Below are 21520 nucleotides of genomic sequence, written 5' to 3' on the forward strand. Positions count from 1 at the left end.
CACCGGCCGACGCCGGAAGCGACGTATCGACTTAACTGCCTGGATGATCCGACGATCCGCGCCGGAATCCCCGGGCTGACGACGCCGGGCCGGTGGGGCTACGCTCCAGGAGTGCGAATCCGTGACGGCTTCCCCGGGCAGCGCCTCCGGGTGCTGCCGACCACCGTGGTCCGGGCCGCGGCGAAGGAAGGCCCCACGTCGCGCCTGCTGGTCACGGACGCGGGCTATTTTCCGCACGCTGCGAACCACGGCCGGGTGCGCAGGCACGGCGCGATCGGGACCATAGTCATCGTCGCCTCCGCCGGTCGCGGCTGGTGCCGCACCCCCGGTGGCCTGCACCGGATCTCGGCGACGGAGGCCCTGGTCATCCCGGCCGGGGTACCCCACGAGTACTGGGCCGACGACGACGATCCATGGACGATCTGGTGGATGCACGCCCGCGGCCCCGACGCGGGCGAGTTCGAGCGCGACCTCGCCGGGCGCGCCGGGCCCGACGACGTGGCGGTGGTCGAGGTGCACGACCTGGTCCGCGTCGTCGCCGACCTGGAACGCGTCGTCCAGGCGCTCGAGACGGACGAGACCTACCCCAGCCTGCTGCGCTGCGCGGGCGCCGCCTGGTCGGTGCTCGCCCAGATCACCGCGGACGCCGCCGCGGGCAGCCCGGTCCGGGGCGAGCCCGTCCGCGCCGCGCAGGAATACCTGCGCACGCACCTGGACACCGTGGTAGACGTGGCCGCGCTCGCCCGCCGGTTCGGCCTGAGCACCTCGCACTTCTCGGCCCGCTTCCGGGCCGCGACGGGCGGCGGCGTCGTCGAGTACGCCAAACGGCTGCGGATGGCGCGGGCGTGCGAGCTGCTGATCACGACCGAGCTGCCGGTCTCCGACATCGCGCGCTCCGTCGGCTACCCCGACCCGTTCTACTTCTCGCGCCAGTTCCGCAGCGTCCATTCCTGCAGCCCCACCGACTTCCGGCGCGGCATCCACGACCGCGAGCGCTGACGCCGGCGTCGGATCGTCCAGGTGGGTGCGTCGGCTTCTGCATTCCGTCCTGGCGGGGCGCGGGGTTTGCTGGGTGGGTTCCTCCTTCGGCGCACCGCCGAACCGACGACGACGTCAGGAGACCTGGATGTTCACCGTACGTACCTGGGCGGCGAGAGCGAGTGCCGCCCTGCTCACCACAGCGCTGGCCGCGACGGGGCTGGCTGCCACGTGGCCGGCGGCCGGCGCCGCAGCGGCCGCGCCCGGCCCCGCACCCGCCGTCGGCCAGCCGCCGTCGAGCCCGAGCCCCACGCCCTACCAGGGCTGGAACACCTACTACGGCCTGGGCGGGGACTTCGGCGCCGACGAGGTGCTGGACGTGGCCGACTTCCTGGTCTCGTCCGGTCTGGCGGAGGCGGGCTACGACATCGTGTGGCTCGACGGCGGCTGGCAGGCCGACGTCCCGCGCGGCGACGACGGCCGCCTCCAGGGCGACCCCGAGCGCTTCCCCGACGGCATGGCGGCGCTGGCCGACGCCATCCACGACCGCGGCCTGCGCGCCGGCATCTACACCGACGCCGGCCCGTACATCCCGGGGACCTGCGGCCTCGGGAGCGGCGGCCACTACCAGACCGACGCCGACACCTTCGCCGAGTGGGGGTACGACGCCGTCAAGGTCGACTTCCTGTGCGGCATCACCGCGGACCTGGACCCGCGAGAGGCGTTCACCGCCTTCGCGGAGGCGCTGCGGAACAACGGCTCCGGGCGGTCGATGATCTTCAACCTCTGCAACCCGGTGACCTCCCCCGACTGGGGCGACTACCCCGAGGAGCAGCAGTCGACCTGGTCCTGGACGTACGCGCCCGACATCGCGGAGTCCTGGCGCACCTACACGGACGTCGGGTTCGTGGGGCAGATCCAGTTCAAGGACGTGCTGCGCAACTTCGACGCCAACGCGCGGCACCCGGAGGTGGCGGGTCCGGGGCGGTTCAGCGACCCGGACTACCTGGGCCCGGAGCTCGGGATGACCACCGAAGAGTTCCGCACCCAGATGTCGCTCTGGACCATCGCGGCGGCGCCGCTGATCATCTCCAGCGACCCGCGCACGCTCGAGCAGGAGTCGATGGACATCCTGCTCGACGACGACGTGCTGGCCATCGACCAGGACCCGCTCGGCATCCAGGGCACCCGTGTCGGCGCGGCCGGCACCACCGAGACGTGGGCCAAGCCGCTGGCCGACGGCTCGGTCGCGATCGCGCTCCTGAACCGCGGCGACCGGCCCGCCGAGGTCTCGACCACCGCCCGCGACCTGGGTCTGCGCGGCCGGTCGTTCGCCGTCCTGGACACCTGGACGGACGCCCGCACGCAGTCGGCGGGGACGATCCGCGCCGCCGTCCCGGCACACGGCGCCGCCCTGCTGCGGGTCACGCCCACCCGGGCCGGCGGCGTCCCCCGTCTGGTCGCCGCCTCGCCGGCCTTCACGGCGGTCGGGTCCGACGACGTCGCGCCGACCACCGACCTGCTGGCCGCGGCCGGCGACCGGCTGACGACCGAGGTGACGCTGCACAACGACGGCAGCACCCCCGTGCGCCGTCCGGCCGTCTCGCTCACGGCGCCCGACGGCTGGACGGTCAGCCCCATGGGCCCGGCGCCGCGCCTGGTGCGCCCCGGGGGATCGGCGACCGTCACCTTCAGCGTCGACGTACCGGCGGGCACCAGCACCGGCGGCTACGACGTCACCGCGACGGTCGCGTACCGCGGCGCCCCCGCGGGCACGACGCCGCCGTCGCGCGTGACGGTCGCGCCCGCCACGCCCAGCGGGAGCGACGTAGTGCTGTCGCACCACCCGTGGGTGAGCGCGACCAGCGGGTGGATGGAGCCGGCCGTGGACAAGAGCGTGGGCGGCGGCTCGCCGCTCACGGTGGCGGGCACCGTGCACCCGACGGGGATCGGCGTCGCCAGCCCGTCCCAGATCCGGTACTACCTGGGCGGTTCGTGCACCCGGCTCACGGGCGGCGTCGGGATCGATGACGTGGTGAACAATGTCGGCCCGGAGGGCGGCACGGCGACGTTCGAGGTGGTCGGCGACGGCGAGACGCTCTGGTCGAGCGGCACCGTGACGCGGGGCGTGGAGACCTCGTTCGATATCGACGTCACCGGCATCCGAGACCTGACCCTCCGCGTGGGCGACGCGGCCGACGGCGGCTACAACGACCGAGCCGACTGGCTGTCGCCAACAACCACCTGCTGACCGATCGTTGAGTGCTGGATATTCGCCCTCTTTTGTGGCTCAGAAGGGCGAATATCCAGCACTCAACGTCAACGGCGCGTGTCAGTACGTTGCGCGGGGGGCGCGGGGCGGGGTGTAGCGGGTGAACGCCGCGTCCGTGTTGACGAAGATCGTCTCGAAGTTCTCGTCCCATGTCGCCACGACCTGGGTCTCCGCCGGCAGAGCGGCGGCAGACCTGCCCGTGGCGTGCGGGTTGAGCGGCGGCCAGACGCCGGTCCGTACGCGGTGCTCGAGGGCCTGAATCGCGACGATCTCCTCTGCCGCGGTCACCGTCGGGTGCCCGCCGCGCGCGACCCAGAGGTTGCGGACGTCCCCGCACTCGGCGCGGACGTGGTCGGTGTAGGAGCGGACGTCGGCCGCCGGAGCGCCGCCGTCGCCGGTGGCGTGCACCGTGAGGACCGGGACATCGAGATCGCCCGGGGACGTGTGCTCGGCCATCCGCGCCCGCGCGGCAGGATCGGCGTCGTACCGCGTCCCAGCGTCCAGGGCGTCGAGGTCCGCGCGGAGCTGGTCCTTGCCGAGCCCCGCGGCCTCGTACGCCGCCTCCACGGTCTGGCGTTCCGCGGACCGGCGGAACAGCTGGTGGTAGTCGACGTCGGCGTTCGTCGAGGGGTTCCCCCCGAACACCTCGGCGATGTGCGCCCGGTCCGCGGGCCCGTGCCCGTTGAGGTAGGCGTTCACCACCCACTCGCTCAGGGCCTGGGCGGCCTGCTGCGGGTCCTCCGGGCGCGGGCTCGCGAAGTCGAACCAGGCGGGGACCTGGACCAGCGATCCCGCGAGCGCCATGCGGGCGTTCGCCTCGGGGTCGCCCAGCGCCCCGTACGCGGCACCGGTCAGGGCGGCCTGCGAGGCCTCCGGGTCGGTCGGGTTCACGATCTCGACCGGGTTGCCGTTCTCGTCGACCAGATCGTCGAACAGGAGGGTCGTCGCCGCGTACTGCACGTCGAGGGCGGCGTCCCAGCCACCGAGCGGGTCAAATCCCGCGGACGTTCCGAGCACGCCGTCCACGCGCGGGTCCTGCTCCGCGTGCAGGGCCGCGATCGCGCCACCGAAGGACTGACCGTTCGTGAGCGTCGTGTCCGGCTCGCCGATCTCGTCGGCGAACCAGTCCAGGACCGCCTCCTGGTGGTCGACGGCGTCGGGCAGCGTGTAGCCGAATCCGTCGTCGCCGAACATCGAGCCGGCGAGCGCGTAGCCCTGACCGGTCAGCCACTCCTCAGCGCGTGGGTTGTTGGCGAGCTGGTCGGGGACCTCGAAGCCCAGCTCCGCGAACTGTGTGGGGAAGTAGCCGTGCGCGAACAGCACGAGGGTGCCGTTCCAGTCGTCGGGGACGACGGCCCGGTAGTCCGCGCCGTCGATCGTTCCGGTGTACTCGGCGACCTCGCCGGGCACCGCCTCCACGGCGACGGCCGGCAGGGCCGATGCCGTCACGATCAGGGCGAGGGCCGATGCCACGGCCGCCGGTCGTACATGCTTCATGGTGTCGCTCCTCGGTGAGCGGCACGCTCGCTGCGCGCCTCCTGCACAGTCCGACGATCGACCACCGGCGAACTCATCGCTGAGTGCTGGACTCAGGCAGCCGGCACCGGGGCTTCGTCGAGCAGCTCCAGCAGGTGCGGGGCGGGCGAGTCCTGCCGCTCCCCCGAGTTGGTGACGACGGAGACGACCCAGTCCGCCCCGCCGTCCGGCAGCAACGGGACGGCGACCAGCCGGGCCGCCTGCAGCTTGGCCGCGACGTGCCGCGGGACGAGCGCGACGCCGAGCCCGCGGTCGACCAGGTCGAGCAGCGTGTGCACGTCGTTGACGGTGCACCGCACCAGGCGGTGCACGCCGCGCGCGGCGAGGGCCTCGTCGTTCATCCGGCGGATCGCCCAGGAGGGGTGGAAGTCGATGAAGGTCTCGCCGCCGAGGTCGGCCCGGTCCACCGCCGGTCGGGACGCCAGCGGGTGCTCCGGCGGGCACAGGAGCACCACCGGCTCACGGCCCAGGACGGCGCGCGGCAGCACGCCCACATGGTCCGACGTCGCGACGAACGCGGCGTCGAGGTCGCCGTCGCGCACCCCGGCCAGCAGCTCGTGCGAGCCCGCCTGGGTGAACGCGATCTCCACGCGTGGGTAGCGGCGGTGGAAGCGTTCGAGCAGGGAGCCGACGTCGACGAAGCCGAGGCACTGCTCCGCCCCGACCCGCAGCGTCCCCGCAAGCTCGCGCGAGACCTGCACCACCGCGTCGCGAGCTTCCGTCGCGGAGGAGAGCATGGAACGGGCGAAGGGCAGCAGTGCCAGGCCGGCCTCGGTCGGCTCGACCTTGCGCGTGGTCCGCGTGAACAGCCTGGTGCCCAGCTCCACCTCGAGGTTACGGATCGCGGCGGACAGCCCGGACTGGGAGACGCCGGTGACCTCGGCGGCGCGGGTGAACTGCCGCTCGTCCGCGAGGGCGACCAGGTATTCCATCTGACGCAGTTCCATTAAACAGTACCAGTTCTAGGAATGATGATGAGGAGTTGTTGGACTTCTAGGTTATCGCTTCCTAGTCTCAGGCTCGAACCCGTTGCGACACTGAGGAGCAGCTCATGCAGCACCGCACCATCGGCGGCCGCGCCGTCTCCGCGATCGGCCTCGGCGGTATGCCGATGTCCATCGAGGGGCGTCCCGACCGCGACCGCTCGATCGCCACGATCCACGCCGCCCTCGACGCGGGCGTCACCCTCATCGACACCGCTGACGCCTACCACCTGCACGCGGACGAGGTGGGTCACAACGAGGAGCTCATCGCCGAGGGCCTGCGCACGTACGGCGGCGACACCTCCGACGTCCTGGTCGCCACCAAGGGCGGGCACCTGCGTCCCGGCGACGGTTCCTGGACCAAGGACGGCCGGCCCGAGTACCTCAAGGAGGCCGTGAAGGCGTCCGCCAAGCGGCTCGGGGTCGAGGCCATCGGCCTGTACCAGTTCCACCGGCCCGACCCGAACGTGCCCTACGGCGACTCGGTGGGCGCGATCCGCGACCTGCTCGACGACGGCGTCATCGAGATGGCCGGCATCTCCAACGCGGACCCGGGCCAGATCCGGCAGGCGCAGGACATCCTCGGCGGCCGCCTGGTCTCGGTCCAGAACCAGTTCTCGCCGCGGTTCCGCTCGTCGGAGCCCGAGCTCGACCTGTGCACCGAGCTGGGCATCGCGTTCCTGCCGTGGAGCCCGCTGGGCGGCATCTCGAACGCCGGCGAGCTCGCCACCCGCCACGCCGCCTTCGCCGAGGTCGCCGCCGACCACGGCGTGAGCCCCTACCAGGTGGTCCTGGCCTGGGAGCTGGCGCTGTCGCACGTCGTCGTACCGATCCCCGGGGCGTCGCGGCCCGCCAGCATCACCGACTCCGCGGCGGCGGCCGAGCTCGAGCTCACCGCCGACGAGGTGGCGCGGCTCTCCGCCGCCTGAGCCTCCCCCGACTTCCCACCCACAGGAGAGAATCCCCGTGAAGACCTTCACCCTGCCCGGGACCGACCTCACGGTCCCGAACGTCGTCCTCGGCCTCATGCGCATCCAGGAGAAGACGGACGAGGAGGTGCGCGACCTGGTCAGGACCGCACGTGACGCCGGCATCTCGTTCTTCGACCACGCCGACGTCTACGGCTCGGCCCTGCACGGCTGCGAGAAGCGGTTCGCCGAGGCGATGCGGCTGACGTCGTCCGAGCGCGAGCAGATGGTGCTCCAGACGAAGGCCGGCATCGTGCGCGAGGGGCCGTACTTCGACTTCTCGTACGAGCACATCATCGAGTCCGTGAACGGTTCGCTGGCCGCACTCGGCACGGACTACATCGACATCCTGCTGCTGCACCGACCGGACGCCCTCGTGGAGCCCGACGAGGTGGCGCGCGCGTTCGACGAGCTGTCGGCGTCGGGCAAGGTGCGCTCGTTCGGCGTCTCCAACCACACGCCGGGCCAGATCGAGCTGCTGCGCAAGTCGGTGTCCCAGCCGCTCGTCGCCAACCAGCTCCAGCTCTCGGTGACGCACGCGCCGCTCGTGGCGCAGGGCGTGGCCGCGAACATGCAAGGGTTGGACCAGTCCATCAGCCGTGACTCCGGCACCCTCGACTACTGCCGCCTCAACGACATCACCGTGCAGGCCTGGTCGCCGTTCCAGGCCGGGTTCTTCAACGGTGTGTTCCTCGGGTCGCCGGACTACCCCGAGCTGAACGCCGTGATCGACCGGCTCGCCAAGAAGTACGACGTGCCGGCCATCGCCGTCGCCACCGCCTGGATCACGCGCCACCCCGCGCAGATGCAGGTAGTGCTCGGTACGACCAGCCCCGAGCGGGTGGCGGGCGCGGCCCTCGGGTCCGACCTGCCGCTCACGCGCGCCGAGTGGTACGAGATGTTCCGCACCGCGGGCTACACCGTGCCGTGACGCCGGGAGCTGCGGTGTGTCGCGCGGCGTAGACGGCGTCTACCCCGCGCGACACACCGCGGCCGCTGGTCGAGCCGGCCAAGACCCCCGACTTTCGTTCGCGACAGCGACCGCCTCTGTCAGGGTGTGCCCATGACCGCCGACGCACCGAGCCCGCGCACGAACACGGCCGCCCGCGCCGGTGCCCTTCTCCTGACCGCCGCGCTGCTGCTGGCCGCGTCCGGACTGTTCGCCCTGCCGGCCGGGCTCTTCTCCCAGGCGTACTACACCGATACCTGGCACGTGATGGCTGGGGCAGCCCCCGCATCCGTGCTGCCCACACTGGTGCTCATGGCCGTCGCGGTGGCTCGCGGCTCGCGGACGTTCCTGCTGGTGATGACCGCCGGGGCAACGCTGCACCTCGCCGCCCTGACCGCCCTGGCCCTGGTCGCAGACGCGGGCCTCGACGACGCGGGCCCTGTCTGGTTCGGCCTCTGGACAGGCCCCGTCCAGCTCGGCCTTGCCCTGGTCGCGCTGGCCCTCGCCTGGTGGAACAGGGTGCGGGCAGGAAGCAGCCAGTGGGTGCCGCTCCTCCTGCTCGCCCTCGCGCCGCCCTTCGGCCAGTACATCAGTGGGGTCAGGTCGTCCTCGGACACCTTCTATCTCGGGCCGTGGGGACCGGTCCTGGCCGCCGCGCTGGCCGTCTCCTTATCGCTCACGATCCTCGCGGCAGGCCTCGTCTGCCTGCCCGGCCGTGAACCGCAGGTCTCCGGGGCCGTGCTCATCGTCCTCACCGGCTTCAGCCTGTTCGTCACCGACCTCGTGCTGGGCCGACCACCGCACCCGTACCGGCTCGCCGTCGTAGGGCTGGCCCTCTGCTGCGCCGTCGCCGGGATCGTGGCGAGGCAGGCACTCGGGGTGGACGACGACGCCGCCCTCGCTGATACGGAGGACACGGCGGGCCCGGTCCGGTTCGACGCCGGAGCGCCCGCCGCACCGTCGGACGCCACCGATAGAGAGTTCGTCACGACGTCGGACACCGCCGTCGTCGTCGTTCCCTCGCCGCCCGCAGCCGACGAGGGAACGGAAGGCGGTCCGGCCGACCCGTCCGGCCGGACCGGAGCGCTGACGCTCGCCGCCCTCACAGTGCTCGTGCTGACCGTCGCCCTGTACGTGCCGGAGCTGTTCGCGCACGGCCCCGGGATCCGGCCGGCTGCCGGCGGGATCCTCCTCCTGATGGAGTCTCTGGTCGACGCGTCCTTGCCGGCGGTGCTGGTACTGGCCGCCGGCGCGGCGACCCTCAGGTCTCGGCGAGCGTTGCGCACGGCGATCGTCAGCTCGGGCCTCCTGGTGATCGTCCTCCTGGTGAGCCGGACAGCGCTCGGCGGAACGGTCACGTTCGGGGAGACGTTGCCGTTCGTCGCGCTCGGCCTGTCCGGCGCGATCGCATGGACCGGAATGCTCCGGCCAGGGGCCCACGGCCTCGCGTGGCGCTGGACGGCGGTGGTCCCCCTGGTGCTCGCATCGCCGCCGCTCCGGATGCTCTTCGAGCCGGGCGTCACGATGCACGCCTGGAATCCGGCGTTCGTGCCCCAGCTCGTGCTGCCGATCCTGGTGTCCGGGCTCGGACCCTTGCTGGCGGCCGCCCTGTTCTGCTTCCCCCACCACCGCGCCCGGGTTGCCGGGGCAGTGCTGCTGGGCCTGGTCGCGATCGCCGCCATGATCGGCACGCTGCAGGACGCCGTTTTCGGCCTGCGGGTCCTGACCGCGCTCAACCTGCTGCAGGTCGGTGGCTACGCCGCGTCCGCCGTCCTGGTCGTGAGCGCGACCCTTGCGCCTAGAGCGGGCAGGTAGTCGCAAGGATCGCGCCGACGACCAAGAGTGCTAGACCGGTGTGATGGGCGTTCGCGTGGTGGGGGTCGGCAGCCGGAAGTCCACGTCCGCGCAGTTGTAGAACGCCTCCGGGCTGTCCGACCGGGTCCAGATCGAGTAGATGATGTGGTACCCGCTCTTGTCCGGGAGCGTGACGTCCCAGTAGTACTCGTCGCCCTGCGGCCCACCGGGGCGCAGGGGCGGGTTCGTCACCTCGTCGAATGGCACGGGCTCGAGGTCGTCCCACGCGAGCGGCTGGGACGGGTCCCAGCCGTCCTTGGTGATGTACTGCGTCCACGTGCCGGGGTGCTTGGCCCAGGCGTTGTACGAGACCGTGATGGTCCGGCCGGGTTCGAGCGTCGTCGTCGGCCACTGGGTGCCCGGCTCGCGGAACGCGGAGAACGACTCCTGCGGACCGCACAGGTTGCCGTCCGGGATGACCTCCTGGTGGTTCCCGTCCGCGTTGCTGAGCAGGTTGCCGAACCAGTTGTAGAACGGGTAGTTCCCGTTCACGGCCAGCGCGTTCTGGCACATCGGGTTCTGCGGGTTCACGTCGCCGCCCTGCCCGTTCTGGATGCCGTCCACGTAGCACGCGTAGGTGCGGGTGGCCGGGTAGGTGAGTCCGCCGTGCGCATTGGCGGCGGGCGGGTTGGGTTGCGCGACGACGATCGCCGCCGCCGCGAGCAGGACCAGCACGGCGGCCAGTGCCGTCGCCCGGACCCGGCCGAGTGTGTTGTAGAGCGTCATGTCCGGCTCCTTCGTCGGTGCTCCGAGTGATCAGGTCGTTCGATCCTCGGAGCCCGACGACGGCAGGACAATGCTCCGTATCGTTTAAGCGATATCGTTTAAGCGACGTCGTTTAAGCGACACAGGTCCAAGCGATACGGGTCAGGGCCGCACGTTGTGGTTCGACGCGAACAGGTTGCCCGGGTCGTACGCCCGCTTCACGTCGCGCAGCCGCTCCAGCGTCGCCTCGGGGTAGGCGTTGCGCACGTCCTGCTCCGTGGCGGTCCCCATGAAGTTGACATAGCCCCGCCCGCTGACGCCGAGGGCCCTAGCGGCCGACGCCACCCACTCGCTCGCCGCGGGCAGCGCCTCGGCGGTCGGTGCGCCCTTGTAGACGGTGACCATGAAGGCCGGGTCCCGGTGCGCGAAGGCCGTCGCCGCCGGGTCGACCCGCCCGATCGCGCCGCCCATGGCACGGATGTTCAGGGCTGCAGGACCGCCCGCGGTGGACACCGCGTCGATGGCGGCCGCGGCCCAGGCCTCGTCCGGCGACCACGCCCCCGAACCGAGGAACCCGCTCCGGGCGTCGCCCACCGCGCCGGACGGCGGGCCGCCGGCGCCCTCGAACATCGCCGGGTACGGCATCTCCTGGACGCCGTCGAGCACCGGCCCGAGCGCGCGCAGCGGGGCGAGCACCTCCCCCGCCTCGCCGGCGGCGCCCGAGTGGACCAGCAGCGCCATGACGACGGGCTTGCCGTGCAGCTCGACCGGAACCATGGGCGCGGGCGGGGCGGTCATCACGTTCACCATGCCCGCGAACTCGTCCGGACCCTCGGCGAACGCCCGGAGGACGGTGGCGAGCGCGGCCGGCGTCGGCTCCCACATCATCATCCCGCCGGTGATCGTGCCGATCTCGCGCAGGCGCAGGTCCAGGCGGGTCACGACGCCGAAGTTGCCGCCCCCACCGCGCAGCGCCCAGTAGAGGTCGGGGTTCTCGTCGGCGTTCGCCTGCACCACGCGGCCGTCCGCGAGCACGACCTCGGCGCCCAGCAGGTTGTCGACGGTGAGGCCGTCGTGCCGGCTGAGGAAGCCGATACCGCCCCCGAGCGTGATGCCGCCGACGCCGACGGTGCCCGTGTCGCCGAACCCGGTGGCCAGCCCGTGCGCTCCGGCCGCCGCCGTGTACGCACCGGCGAGCACGCCGCCCTGCGCGCGCCCGACGCGGGCCTCCGCGTCGATCTCCACGCCGTCCATGAGGCGCAGGTCGAGCACGAGGCCGCCGTCGACCAAGCCGTGTCGTGCCTGGTGGTGTCCGCCGCCGCGCACCGCGAGCGGCAGGCCGGTCTCGCGCGCCACCGCGAGCGCCGCAACCACCTCTTCCGTGGTCCGGACACGCGCGATCGCGGCCGGGGTCCGTTCCGGGCCGCCGACGAACACGGTCGCGACCTCGACGAACTCCGCCGACGCCGGGGTGAGCAGGCGGTCGCCGAGCGCGTCCGCGAGGGGTGCCAGGGCGCTGGCGAGCGCGTCGGCAGAGAGCTGTGTGCTGGGTACTTGCGTGGCCATCGTCGAGCCTCCGGGTGGGGTGCTGAGGTACTTCCCGCCACTAACGTTAGACATCTAAGCATTAGCCGTCAATGCATTTTCCGGTCAGCCGAACTACCCTTCGACCATGCGACCAAGCGGGCTGCCCGACGACCAACCAGGCGGCACGGACAACGGGGCGGGGCCGAGCCGACCCGGGCCGCTCCCCGTCGTGCCCACGATGTGGCAGTCCGTGCAGCGGGTGATGCGGGCGTTCGACGCGCTGCTGTCCGAGCACGGCGGCAGCTGGCAGGTCTGGCACATCCTCCTCGCCCTGCACCAGGGCACACCGGCCACCCAGCGCGAGCTCGCCCACGCCGTCGGTATCCGGGAGGCCACCCTGACGCACCACCTGCGCGGCATGGAGGACCGCGGGCTCGTGATCCGCACCCGTGAGGAGTCGAACCGTCGGGTGCAGCGCATCGAGGTCACCGAGGCGGGCGAGACGCTCTACAAGGGGCTCAAGTCGGCGGCGATCACGTTCGACAGGACCCTGCGGCGCGCGATCGGCGCGGACGAGGCCGACGTCAGCGCCTTTCTGGACACGATCGGCCGTATCGCCGAGTCGGTGCCCGACCGCGGGAACGGACCGGTCCCGGAGGGCTGGCCGGGCAACCGCCCGAAGTAGCGCCGGGGCCGCGCGCACCGGGAATAGACGCTGCCTCAGGCAACTTTATATGTGTCGTGCTGCACACCCGGGAGCCCCAGACATGAGCGCACCATCCGCCGGAACCGCCGAGGTGCGGCTCGGCCTGCGCGGCGATCGCGGCCCGATCCTCGGGGCGCTGATGCTCTCCACGGCGCTGGTGGCCCTGGACGTCACGATCCTGGCGACGGCGTCGACGACGGTCGCGCGCGAGCTCGGCGCGTTCGAGCAGGTCCCCTGGCTGTTCTCGGCGTACACGCTGGCGCAGGCCGTGACCGTGCCCCTGTACGGACGCCTGGCCGACGTGTTCGGGCGCAAGCGCGTGATGATGGTCGGGATCGGCCTGTTCCTGCTCGGCTCGGTGCTGTGCGCCGTCGCCTGGAGCATGCCCGCGCTCATCTGGTTCCGCGTGCTGCAGGGCCTGGGCGCCGGCGCGATCATGCCGATGTCGATGACGATCGCGGGCGACATCTACACCCTCGCCGAACGCGCCAAGATCCAGGGCTACCTCGCGAGCGTGTGGGCCGCCTCGTCGGTGCTCGGCCCGACCCTCGGCGGCCTGTTCAGCCAGTTCGTGAGCTGGCGCTGGATCTTCTGGGTCAACGTGCCGATCGCCGCCGTGGCGGCGGTGGTGCTCTGGCGCAGGTTCCACGAGAAGGAGCGCGAGGGCGAGCGCGAACCCATCGACTACCTCGGCGCCGCGCTGCTGACCGGTGGTAGCACGGCGCTGGTGCTGGGCCTGCTCGAGGGCGGGCACGCCTGGGCCTGGGCCTCGCCGCAGTCGGTGGGGATGTTCGTCGCCTCGGCGGTGCTGCTCGCGGCGTTCGCCGTCGTCTCCCACAGGAACGCGCACCCGATCTTCGACCTGGGGCTGCTGCGCCGCCGGGTGGTCAGCGCGTCGACGGCGGCCGGGCTCACCATCGGCGTCATCACGCTGGGCCTGTCCACGTACGTGCCGATCTACGCGCAGGGCGTGCTCGGCGTCGGGCCGCTCGTGGCCGGGTTCTCGCTGGCGGCACTGCTGGTCGGCTGGCCCCTTGCGGCGACCCTGTCGGGCCGGATCTACCTGTCCATCGGGTTCCGCTGGACCGCCGTCATCGGCGCGGGGATCGTCCTGACGGGGTCCCTGCTCACGCTCGGCCTCGGCCCCGGGTCGGAGGTGTGGCACATCTCGGCGGCGGTGTTCGTGATCGGCCTGGGGATGGGCTTCGTGGCCGTGCCGACGCTGCTGGCCGCGCAGCACAGCGTGGGCTGGAACGAGCGCGGCGCGGTGACCGCCACCAACATGTTCGCCCGGTCGATCGGGCAGGCGGTCGGCGTGGCCGCGCTGGGCGCCGTGGTGAACGCGGTGACCACCGTCGGCGCGGACGGCATCCCCGAGGGCCCCGGCCTGGCGCACGCGATGCACCTGGTGTTCTGGTGCGTCGTCGGCTGTGCGGCGGTGATGGCAGTGACCGTGCTGCTGCTCCCCCGCGACAACCCGCGGGACGCCCAGCCGTCATCGTGACATGGCTTGACTTCATGTCGACATGAACTCCGATCCTGGGGCAGTACCGCACGACACCCCAGGAGACGGAGCCCATCCATGACCGCACCAGTACCGTCGAACCCCTATGACGCCGTCGTGGTCGGCGGCGGCCCCGCCGGGCTGCAGGCCGCGCTCACGCTCGGCCGCATGCACCGGCGGACCCTGCTGCTCGACTCCGGCGAGTACCGCAACGCGCCCGCCGAGCACCTGCACAACTTCGTGACGCGGGACGGCACGCCGCCCGCCGAGTTCCGGGCCGCGGCCCGCGCCGAGCTCGCCGCCTACGCGACGGTGACGGTCCGGGAGACCGCGGCGTCCGCCGTCGTGCAGGACGGCGCAGGCTTCCGGGTAGAGCTGGGCGCCGGGGGCGCCCACGGGCCGGAGACCCTGGCCGCCCGCGCGATGGTGCTCGCGACCGGCATGCGCGACACGCTCCCGGCGATCCCCGGGCTGGAGCCGCTGTTCGGCACCGTCGCCGCCGTCTGCCCGTACTGCCACGGGCACGAGCTGAGCGGCAAGCATGTAGCGGTGCTCGGTAGCGGGCCGCACGTCGCCCGGGTCGCGTTCCTGCTGGAGCGCATCGCGAGCCGCCTGACGGTCCTGACGGACGGCGCCGGCCTCGAGCCAGGCATCCGCGCGCAGCTCGACGGCGCGGAGGTCGCCGTCCGCCCCGAGCCCGTCAAGGAGCTGAGCCGCAGCGCCACCGGTGCCACAGTGTCGTTCGCCGAGGGTCCCGACGAGGAGGTGGGCGGCGTCTTCGTCGCGGCCGGGTTCGCCCAGCGTGCGCCGTTCGCGGAGCAGCTCGGTCTGCGGATGCTGGCGTCGGGCGCCGCCGAGATCGACGCGATGGGCCGCACGAGCGTGCCCGGCGTGTTCGCCGCGGGCGACATGGCGCACACCGCGGCCCTGCCGATGCCCATGGCGTCGGTGCTCACGGCGGCATCATCGGGCCTGGTAGCCGCCGCCGCGCTCGACGGCGACCTGCTGGCGAGCGACCACCCCAACTGACCCTCGTTGAGTGCTGGATATCTGCCCTCCTGAGGCCCCTGGAAGGGCAGATACCCAGCACTCAACGGGTGGGGGTCAGGCGTTCGTGGACTCGCGGAGGGTGCGGCGTTCGGCCTCGATCGCCAGGAGCTCGGCGAACGCGGCCTGGTAGGTCTCCGCGTCCGAGGGGTCCAGGCGCTGCAGGCGGCTCCGGGCGTCGGCGACGCGCCGCATCAGTCCCATGTCGAGCACGCGATTCACCACACCCCCGACGAACGCGGGGACGGCCGCCTCGCGGTCCTCCGGAAGTGACGCCACGGACAGCTGCGTGACGACGCCGGCCACCGTCTCCGAGGCCTGCTCCAGCACGGCCCCGACCCACTGCGCCGCGGAGACGTCGCGCCCAGCCGCCGCTCCCCCGGACGCCCGGATCGCCGCGTGCACGGCCCGCCAGGCAGGCACGGAGAACGCGTCCTCGCCCAGCGCGTCGAAGGACGCCGGCACGTGCTGCGGGTACTGCAGGACGGCGACCAGGGCGAGCCGCTCGTCGCGGGCCACGGGGTCCCGCGGGTCGGGGGCAGGCAGCTGCTGCACGCCGCCCGTCGCCGGACGCTCGTCCGGACCGGTCGGCCCACCGGGCCGCGTCCCGCCGGCACGTGCCCCGTCGGCTCCCGGCGCGCCGGAGGACCGGCGATCGCCGTCCTGCCCGCCGGGTGCGCGGCGCAGCGACGGGGTGGACGCGACGCGGGCGACCTCGCGCCGCATCTCCTCGATCTCGGTCCCGATCCACCCCGCGACCTCGCGCGTGTAGCCATCCTGCTGGCTGCGGTCGCGGATCCCGGCGATCTCCGGCGCCGCCGCTCGTACCGCGGAGACACGGCCCTCGACGGTGTTCAGGTCGAACTGCTTGATCTTGGCCTGGATCACGAACGCGAACAGGGGCTTGCGTCCGTCGACCAGCGCCCGCACCGCCTCCGGGCCGTTGGCCATGCGCAGGTCGCACGGGTCCATGCCGCCGTCCGCGACGGCGACGTACGTCTGCGCGAAGAACCGCTGGTCCTCGCCGTAGGCCCGCTCGGCGGCCTTCTGGCCCGCCGCGTCACCGTCGAACGTGAAGATGATCTCGCCGCCCACGGTCCCGCCGGACGCGAGCTGCATGCCGCCACCCGCCGTCGTGTCACCGAGCAGGCGCCGCACCACCTTGGCGTGGTCGCCCCCGAACGCGGTACCGCACGTGGCCACCGCCGTCGTCACGCCCGACAGGTGCGCGGCCATGACGTCCGTGTACCCCTCGACCACCACCACGCGCTTGCCCTTGGCGATCTCCCGCTTGGCGAGGTCGATCCCGTACAGCACGTGCGACTTCTTGTAGAGGCTCGTCTCGGGGGTGTTGAGGTACTTGGGGCCCTGGTCGTCCTCGAACAGGCGGCGCGCGCCGAAGCCGATCACCGCGCCCGTCACGTCCCGGATGGGCCACATGACCCGGCCGCGGAACCGGTCGTAGATGCCGCGCTGACCCTGCGACATCAGTCCGCTCGCGACGAGCTCGGCCTGCGTGAAGCCACGGCCCTGGAGGTGACGCTGCAGCGCGTCCCAGCCCTTGGGGGCGAACCCGACGCCGAACAGCTCGGCGTCCGACCGGTCGAAGCTGCGCTCGGCGAGGAAGGTACGCGCCGCGGCGGCGTCCGGCCCCATGAGCTGCTCGGCGTAGAACTCGGCGGCGACCCTGTTGGCCTCCAGCAGGCGCTGCCGCTTGCCGGGCTCCTCGCGCGGACGGGCGGAGCCGCCCTCCTCGTAGCGCAGCTGCACGCCGGTCTTGCCCGCGAGGTACTCGACGGCCTCGGTGAAGCTCAGGGCGTCCATCTTCATGACGAACTCGATGACGTCGCCGCCCTCACCACAGCCGAAGCAGTGGTACCGCCCGACGCTGGGCCGCACGTTGAAGCTGGGGCTGCGCTCGTCGTGGAAGGGGCACAGACCCACCAGTGCGCCGACCCCGGCGGGCTTGAGGGTCACGTGCGCCGAGACGATCTCGTCGATCCGCGCGCGTTCGCGGACCTGGTCCACATCCTCGCGTCTGATCAGCCCGGCCACGCTCCGAAGTCTATGCTGGCGCGCCGACATGGAAGGCCGCCGTCCACACCCCCCGAGTTGTCAGACCCACAGGTCAGTCGGGTGACCTGTGCGTCTGACAGGTCGGGAGCTCAGCCGGCCAGGGCTGTCGCGCAGGTTCGGGCGTACTCGCCCGGGGCCACGCCGACCGCGCGTACGAAGTCCCCCGTGAAGTGCGCCTGGTCGTAGTAGCCGACGGCGGACGCGAGCCCCGCCAGGTCCAGCGCCGGATCGCGGCCCAGCATCTCGGCGGCGAGATGCACCCGGTGCCGCTGCAGCACCCACTTGGGGCTCACCCCGACCCAGTCGGCGAACAGCCGCTGCAGCGAGCGCGGGGTCGTGCCGAGCCGTGCCGCGAGCGTGGCGACGGTCGTTCCGGGCACCGCGTCGGCGATGACCGCGAAGGCCCCGCGGAGTGCCGCGAGCGCGGCAGTGGAACGTGGCGTCCGTGTCCGCTCGGCGGCGACCTGGAGCAGCGGGGTGACGGTCCGGACGGCGTCGTCGGGACGGCCGGCCCTGGCCTGGCCGATCGCCTCGGCGCCGGCCAGGTCCGCCGTCGGGCCCAGAAAGTCCGCCGGCCCGACGGCGCCCCGCTCGCCCGGGTCCGTCAGCCCGAGCAGCGCGCGGTAGCCACCCGGGCGCAGCTTGGTGCCGACCACTCCGCCGGAGCCCGCCAGGGTGCGCCGGTCGACGGCGGCCGAGGGCATCGCATAGACGAGGAACCCGGTGTCCTCCGCGACGACATGGCCCACCGGGTGGGGCACCACTGCCTGCGTGAACGTGGCGCCGGGCGGCAGGTCCCAGGTGATCACCCAGTGCCAGTCGACGATGTCTGCGAGGTCCGGAGCCGGGTCGACGCGCGCGAGCGTGAACCCGTCCCGGGCGCGCGCGGGGTTCACGATGCCGAGCGTCGGCCCGGCCTCGAGCGCCTGCGTGACGGCGGGGTCGCCGTCGAACAGCTGTCGCATTCTTCCAAGACTGGCACAGGCGGGCCGCGGAAGCATCGGTCACATGAAGAACTCAGCCCTGCACCCCAACATCTCCGTGCGCGACGCCCGCGCGGCCATCGACTTCTACGAGGCCGCGCTCGGCGCCGAGACCCTCGACGTGATCACGGCGGGCGACGCCGTGATCCACTCCGACCTGGTCCTGCGGTCCGCCGCGGGCGAGTCGACGTTCACCGTCGCCGCCGCGTTCCCGCCGGACTCCGTGGCCCCGGAGGTCGGCGCACCCACGCACGCGAGCTTCACCATCCCGGTGGAGGACACCGACGCCGCCTACGCGCGGGCGATGGCGGCGGGCGCGAGCAGCCTGACCGAGCCGGCCGACTGGTTCGAGGGGTTCCGGCAGGCGGCGGTCCGCTGCCCGTTCGGCCACCGCTGGTACTTCGTCACGGTCGCCGATTCGGTGACCCCGGAAGACGTCCAGCAGGCGAGCGACGCCTGGGTAGCGGCCGGCGACTGACCATGCAGTTGCTGCCAGACGGAGCCCTCGTCTGGCAGCAACTGCATGGTCAAGTCTCGGGGCGTGTTCGGTTTGCCGGGGTAGCGAGGTTCGGTACGCTTTGCCCCGACCCGAGGAGGAAAGTCAGGAACATGGGAATCCGGTATCGCAAGCGGCTGTCGCTCGGCCCGCTCAAGTTCAACATCACGCAGCGGGGCCTGTCGTCCATGAGCTTCAAGATCGGTCCGTGGACCTGGAACTCGAGGACGAAGAAGCACTCCTTGAACCTCCCCGGTGGCCTGAGCTGGTACAGCAACAACAAGTAGCCGTCAGGTAGCACCGCCGCGGCGGAGGCCGGGCCGAGCGGCCCGCCTCCGCGGCAGCCGGCACAGCGCCTGGCACAAGCCCTCGCACAGCCGCCAGCAGGCCGCGATTCCGGGGATGTCGGCCAGCGTGGCTAGAGTGGCCAGCGTGGAGCAAGCCCTCGGGAAGAGCATCCCGCCGTCGTACAGCGCGCAGGACGTCGAGCGCTGGGTGACCGAACCGCCCAAGTCGCAGGCCCGGACCCCGTTCGAACGTGACCGCGGGCGCGTGGTCCACTCGTCCGCGCTGCGCCGCCTGGGCGCGAAGACCCAGGTGCTCGGCGCCGGGCACGACGACTTCGTGCGCACCCGGCTGACCCACTCCCTCGAGGTCGCACAGGTGGGCCGCGGCATGGGCCGGTCCCTGGGCTGCGACCCCGACGTCGTCGACACCGCCTGCCTCACCCACGACCTCGGGCACCCGCCGTTCGGGCACAACGGCGAGAACGCGCTCGCCGAGATCGCGCGGCCGGTCGGCGGCTTCGAGGGCAATGCCCAGACCCTGCGCCTCCTGACCCGGCTCGAGCCCAAGGTCCTGGCCGACGACGGCTCCCCCGCCGGCCTCAACCTGACCCGCGCGAGCCTCGACGCGAGCGTCAAGTACCCGTGGGCGTACGGGGCAGGGCCGGCCCGCCCCGACGGCACGGCAAGCCGGAAGTTCGGCGTCTACACCGACGACCTGCCGGTCTTCGAATGGCTCCGCAAGGACGCGCCGGACGGCGTGAAGTGCCTCGAGGCCCAGGTCATGGACCTCGCCGACGACATCAGCTACTCGGTGCACGACGTCGAGGACGGCGTGGTCGCCGGCCGCATCGACCTGGACCTCATGGCGCAGGCCGAGGAGCGGTCGCGCGTGGCCGGGTACGTGCGCGACTGGTACGGCGAGTGGTATACGGAGGACGCGATCGACGCGGCGATCGGGCGGCTGCAGGACTACCTGCGCGGCGAGGGTCACCTGGTGCGCGCCTACGACGGGTCGCGCCGCTCGCTGGCCTCCCTCAAGGACATGACGAGCCAGCTCATCGGCCGGTTCATCGGCGCGGCGATCACGGCCACGCGGGCCGTGTACGGCGAGGGACCGCTCACGCGGTACGCGGCGCGGCTCGTCGTGCCCGCCGAGACCGAGCACGAGATCCTCGCACTCAAGGGCATCGCGGTCACCTATGTCATGGCGCCGCGCGGCCAGGAGCCCCGCTACCTGCGGGAACGGGAGATCCTGGCCGACCTGGTCGGCGTGCTCGCCGACCGCGCCCCCGACGAGCTGGAGCCGCCGTTCGCCGCGGACTGGCGGGCAGCGTCCGACGACGCCGCCCGCCTGCGCGTGGTGGTCGACCAGGTCTCGTGCCTCACGGACCTGTCGGCCATCGCGCTGCACCGCCGCCTGGTGACGCCGGCCTCCTGAGACGAACCGGCTACCAGCGCACGCCCAGGCCGTCGACGAACGCCCTGAACCGACCCGCGACGACCTGGTGGTCGTTGGCGGAGAAGTGGTAGTGGCAGCCCTGGAAGTCCAGGCCGTTGCTGTCGAGGAACCAGTACCGGACCCGGCTGTCGCCCGCGCCGTTGCGCTCCTGGACCACGCGCTGCACGTCGTTCGCGAACGTGCCCGAGCCGACGGCCACGATGGTCGTGTCGCTGCCGTAGCGGTTCCGCAGCTTCTGCACGAACTGGCCGTACGCGGTGCGGTAGGCGGCGGCGAGCTGATCTTGCGTGGTCCACTGCTCGCCGGGGTTGAGGGCGGTCGAGAAGTCGTTGGTGCCGAGGTAGACCACGACGAGCCGCGGCCGCCAGGTGCCGGGGTTCCAGACGTCGCCGGGCACGTGCAGCAGCGCCCGGTCGTAGTAGGCGCGATAGTGGTTGCCCGGGTCACCGCCGTTGTAGTTGCGCACCATCCCCTTGCCGGAGAACGCGTTGACCTGGTAGTCGGCGCCCAGCCCGCGCGCCGTCAGCGCGCCGTAGCTGCGGTCGGTGTTGGTGGTGCGACTCACCTGGTCGCCGGTGCAGTCCCTGCTGCCCGACGTGTTGCCGTAGCCGACGGTCAGCGAGTCACCGATGAACTCGATCTGCCGGCCGCGGGCCGCCGGCCTGCTGAGGATCGCGCCGCCCGAGGCGGCGACGAACCCGCCGAACTCGCTGCCCACCCACTGGCTCTCGTTGCGCTTCACGAGCCGTACGGTGTGCTCTGCGTTGCGCAGGCCGTTCACCCACCGGGTGGTCCGCCCCGGCTTCACGAAGGTGGCGACCGTGGCGCCGTCGATCTGGACGTCGTAGTCGGCGGCCGAGTCGTTGAGCACGATCCCCACCCCGGTCCCGCGGAAGCGGCCCTCGAAGTAGACACCCGGCCAGCTGTACAGGAGGCTGTCGCCGCTGACCTTCACGCGGCCGGCGGTGTGCGCCTGCGTAGCTGCACTGTCCGACGTCGAGGTGGTGGCTGGGTCGGCCGTGGCGGCCCGGGCCGCGTCGGTGGGCGGGATCGCGGTGATCGCGACGGCGACGGCGAACACACCCGCGGCGAGGGCGCGCCAGCTCTGTGTGAGACGCCTCCTGCCACGTCGGTCGGCGGTAGCGGTTCTGGTTCCCCCTGCTGACAACGCTTCCATCCTGGCTCCTGAT

The 21520-nt window shown here is 72.3% G+C and carries 18 protein-coding genes; 11 read left to right on the forward strand and 7 right to left on the reverse strand.

Annotated elements, in window-relative coordinates; genetic code table 11:
* The first annotated feature begins 111 nt into the window (after positions 1–111).
* Together ACQEVI_RS04150 and ACQEVI_RS04155 are read left to right on the forward strand one after the other, a co-directional pair.
* Positions 112–999 carry a helix-turn-helix domain-containing protein gene (locus ACQEVI_RS04150; RefSeq protein WP_432894993.1) on the forward strand — a complete coding sequence of 296 codons (888 nt, stop codon included), beginning with the start codon at positions 112–114 and terminating at the stop codon, positions 997–999.
* A gap of 127 nt (positions 1000–1126) precedes the next feature.
* Positions 1127–3229 (forward strand): NPCBM/NEW2 domain-containing protein, encoded by a 2103-nt coding sequence (locus ACQEVI_RS04155; RefSeq protein WP_432894995.1) that lies wholly within the window; start codon positions 1127–1129, stop codon positions 3227–3229.
* Positions 3230–3310: 81 nt separating this feature from the next.
* Here ACQEVI_RS04155 and ACQEVI_RS04160 read toward each other — a convergent pair whose 3' ends face one another.
* Positions 3311–4747: a hypothetical protein gene (locus ACQEVI_RS04160; protein WP_432894997.1), complete on the reverse strand. Its 1437-nt coding sequence runs from the start codon at positions 4745–4747 to the stop codon at positions 3311–3313.
* A 92-nt stretch (positions 4748–4839) separates the two neighbouring features.
* A complete protein-coding gene (locus ACQEVI_RS04165; protein ID WP_432894999.1) occupies positions 4840–5718 on the reverse strand; it encodes a LysR family transcriptional regulator in 879 nt (292 codons plus the stop codon).
* A gap of 119 nt (positions 5719–5837) precedes the next feature.
* Between ACQEVI_RS04165 and ACQEVI_RS04170 the strand changes: the two genes are divergently transcribed.
* The 3 genes from ACQEVI_RS04170 to ACQEVI_RS04180 all read left to right on the forward strand — a co-directional run bounded on the left by ACQEVI_RS04170 (position 5838) and on the right by ACQEVI_RS04180 (position 9501).
* On the forward strand, positions 5838–6698 hold the full coding sequence (locus tag ACQEVI_RS04170) for an aldo/keto reductase (RefSeq protein ID WP_432895001.1): 861 nt from the start codon (positions 5838–5840) through the stop codon (positions 6696–6698).
* Positions 6699–6735: 37 nt separating this feature from the next.
* A complete protein-coding gene (locus tag ACQEVI_RS04175; RefSeq protein ID WP_432895003.1) occupies positions 6736–7668 on the forward strand; it encodes an aldo/keto reductase in 933 nt (310 codons plus the stop codon).
* A gap of 132 nt (positions 7669–7800) precedes the next feature.
* Complete coding sequence (locus ACQEVI_RS04180) at positions 7801–9501, forward strand: hypothetical protein (protein ID WP_432895005.1); 1701 nt, start codon at positions 7801–7803, stop codon at positions 9499–9501.
* A gap of 30 nt (positions 9502–9531) precedes the next feature.
* Here the strand turns inward: ACQEVI_RS04180 and ACQEVI_RS04185 are convergent, their stop codons facing one another.
* On the reverse strand, positions 9532–10266 hold the full coding sequence (locus ACQEVI_RS04185) for a lytic polysaccharide monooxygenase auxiliary activity family 9 protein (protein ID WP_432895007.1): 735 nt from the start codon (positions 10264–10266) through the stop codon (positions 9532–9534).
* A 141-nt stretch (positions 10267–10407) separates the two neighbouring features.
* Positions 10408–11811, reverse strand: a complete 1404-nt coding sequence (locus tag ACQEVI_RS04190; protein ID WP_432895009.1) for an FAD-binding oxidoreductase — start codon at positions 11809–11811, stop codon at positions 10408–10410.
* 106 nt (positions 11812–11917) lie between these two features.
* On the opposite strand from ACQEVI_RS04190, the gene ACQEVI_RS04195 reads away from it, so the two are divergent.
* From ACQEVI_RS04195 to ACQEVI_RS04205, 3 genes are all read left to right on the forward strand, one after another.
* Positions 11918–12457, forward strand: coding sequence for a MarR family winged helix-turn-helix transcriptional regulator (locus ACQEVI_RS04195; RefSeq protein ID WP_432895011.1), 540 nt, complete (start codon positions 11918–11920; stop codon positions 12455–12457).
* Positions 12458–12539: 82 nt separating this feature from the next.
* On the forward strand, positions 12540–13982 hold the full coding sequence (locus ACQEVI_RS04200; RefSeq protein ID WP_432895013.1) for an MDR family MFS transporter: 1443 nt from the start codon (positions 12540–12542) through the stop codon (positions 13980–13982).
* Between the two features lie 78 nt (positions 13983–14060).
* Positions 14061–15011, forward strand: a complete 951-nt coding sequence (locus tag ACQEVI_RS04205) for an NAD(P)/FAD-dependent oxidoreductase (RefSeq protein WP_432895015.1) — start codon at positions 14061–14063, stop codon at positions 15009–15011.
* A 75-nt stretch (positions 15012–15086) separates the two neighbouring features.
* Here ACQEVI_RS04205 and dnaG read toward each other — a convergent pair whose 3' ends face one another.
* Both dnaG and ACQEVI_RS04215 read right to left on the reverse strand, forming a co-directional pair.
* Positions 15087–17084 (reverse strand): DNA primase, encoded by a 1998-nt coding sequence (dnaG, locus tag ACQEVI_RS04210; protein ID WP_432895017.1) that lies wholly within the window; start codon positions 17082–17084, stop codon positions 15087–15089.
* A gap of 110 nt (positions 17085–17194) precedes the next feature.
* A complete protein-coding gene (locus ACQEVI_RS04215; RefSeq protein WP_432895019.1) occupies positions 17195–18070 on the reverse strand; it encodes a helix-turn-helix domain-containing protein in 876 nt (291 codons plus the stop codon).
* Between the two features lie 43 nt (positions 18071–18113).
* Between ACQEVI_RS04215 and ACQEVI_RS04220 the strand changes: the two genes are divergently transcribed.
* The 3 genes from ACQEVI_RS04220 (at position 18114) to ACQEVI_RS04230 (ending at position 20309) form a co-directional block, all read left to right on the forward strand.
* Complete coding sequence (locus tag ACQEVI_RS04220) at positions 18114–18566, forward strand: VOC family protein (RefSeq protein ID WP_432895021.1); 453 nt, start codon at positions 18114–18116, stop codon at positions 18564–18566.
* 131 nt (positions 18567–18697) lie between these two features.
* Complete coding sequence (locus ACQEVI_RS04225) at positions 18698–18871, forward strand: DUF4236 domain-containing protein (RefSeq protein WP_432895023.1); 174 nt, start codon at positions 18698–18700, stop codon at positions 18869–18871.
* A 136-nt stretch (positions 18872–19007) separates the two neighbouring features.
* The gene (locus ACQEVI_RS04230; protein WP_432895025.1) at positions 19008–20309 is read left to right on the forward strand and encodes a deoxyguanosinetriphosphate triphosphohydrolase; all 1302 of its coding nucleotides are present in this window, start codon (positions 19008–19010) and stop codon (positions 20307–20309) included.
* Between the two features lie 10 nt (positions 20310–20319).
* On the opposite strand, the gene ACQEVI_RS04235 is transcribed toward ACQEVI_RS04230, so the two are convergent.
* Positions 20320–21507, reverse strand: a complete 1188-nt coding sequence (locus tag ACQEVI_RS04235) for an SGNH/GDSL hydrolase family protein (RefSeq protein WP_432895027.1) — start codon at positions 21505–21507, stop codon at positions 20320–20322.
* Between the last annotated feature and the right edge of the window lie 13 nt (positions 21508–21520).

Origin of the sequence: Promicromonospora sp. CA-289599, assembly GCF_050936155.1 — a bacterium.
GTDB lineage: Bacteria > Actinomycetota > Actinomycetes > Actinomycetales > Cellulomonadaceae > Promicromonospora.

Coding starts and splice junctions, on each gene's coding strand:
- ACQEVI_RS04155 (WP_432894995.1), top strand. CDS start 1,127: ATGTTCACCGTACGTACCTGGGCGGCGAGAGCGAGTGCCGCCCTGCTC.
- ACQEVI_RS04160 (WP_432894997.1), bottom strand. CDS start 4,747: ATGAAGCATGTACGACCGGCGGCCGTGGCATCGGCCCTCGCCCTGATC.
- ACQEVI_RS04165 (WP_432894999.1), bottom strand. CDS start 5,718: ATGGAATACCTGGTCGCCCTCGCGGACGAGCGGCAGTTCACCCGCGCC.
- ACQEVI_RS04170 (WP_432895001.1), top strand. CDS start 5,838: ATGCAGCACCGCACCATCGGCGGCCGCGCCGTCTCCGCGATCGGCCTC.
- ACQEVI_RS04180 (WP_432895005.1), top strand. CDS start 7,801: ATGACCGCCGACGCACCGAGCCCGCGCACGAACACGGCCGCCCGCGCC.
- ACQEVI_RS04185 (WP_432895007.1), bottom strand. CDS start 10,266: ATGACGCTCTACAACACACTCGGCCGGGTCCGGGCGACGGCACTGGCC.
- ACQEVI_RS04190 (WP_432895009.1), bottom strand. CDS start 11,811: ATGGCCACGCAAGTACCCAGCACACAGCTCTCTGCCGACGCGCTCGCC.
- ACQEVI_RS04195 (WP_432895011.1), top strand. CDS start 11,918: ATGCGACCAAGCGGGCTGCCCGACGACCAACCAGGCGGCACGGACAAC.
- ACQEVI_RS04200 (WP_432895013.1), top strand. CDS start 12,540: ATGAGCGCACCATCCGCCGGAACCGCCGAGGTGCGGCTCGGCCTGCGC.
- ACQEVI_RS04205 (WP_432895015.1), top strand. CDS start 14,061: ATGACCGCACCAGTACCGTCGAACCCCTATGACGCCGTCGTGGTCGGC.
- ACQEVI_RS04215 (WP_432895019.1), bottom strand. CDS start 18,070: ATGCGACAGCTGTTCGACGGCGACCCCGCCGTCACGCAGGCGCTCGAG.
- ACQEVI_RS04220 (WP_432895021.1), top strand. CDS start 18,114: ATGAAGAACTCAGCCCTGCACCCCAACATCTCCGTGCGCGACGCCCGC.
- ACQEVI_RS04225 (WP_432895023.1), top strand. CDS start 18,698: ATGGGAATCCGGTATCGCAAGCGGCTGTCGCTCGGCCCGCTCAAGTTC.
- ACQEVI_RS04235 (WP_432895027.1), bottom strand. CDS start 21,507: ATGGAAGCGTTGTCAGCAGGGGGAACCAGAACCGCTACCGCCGACCGA.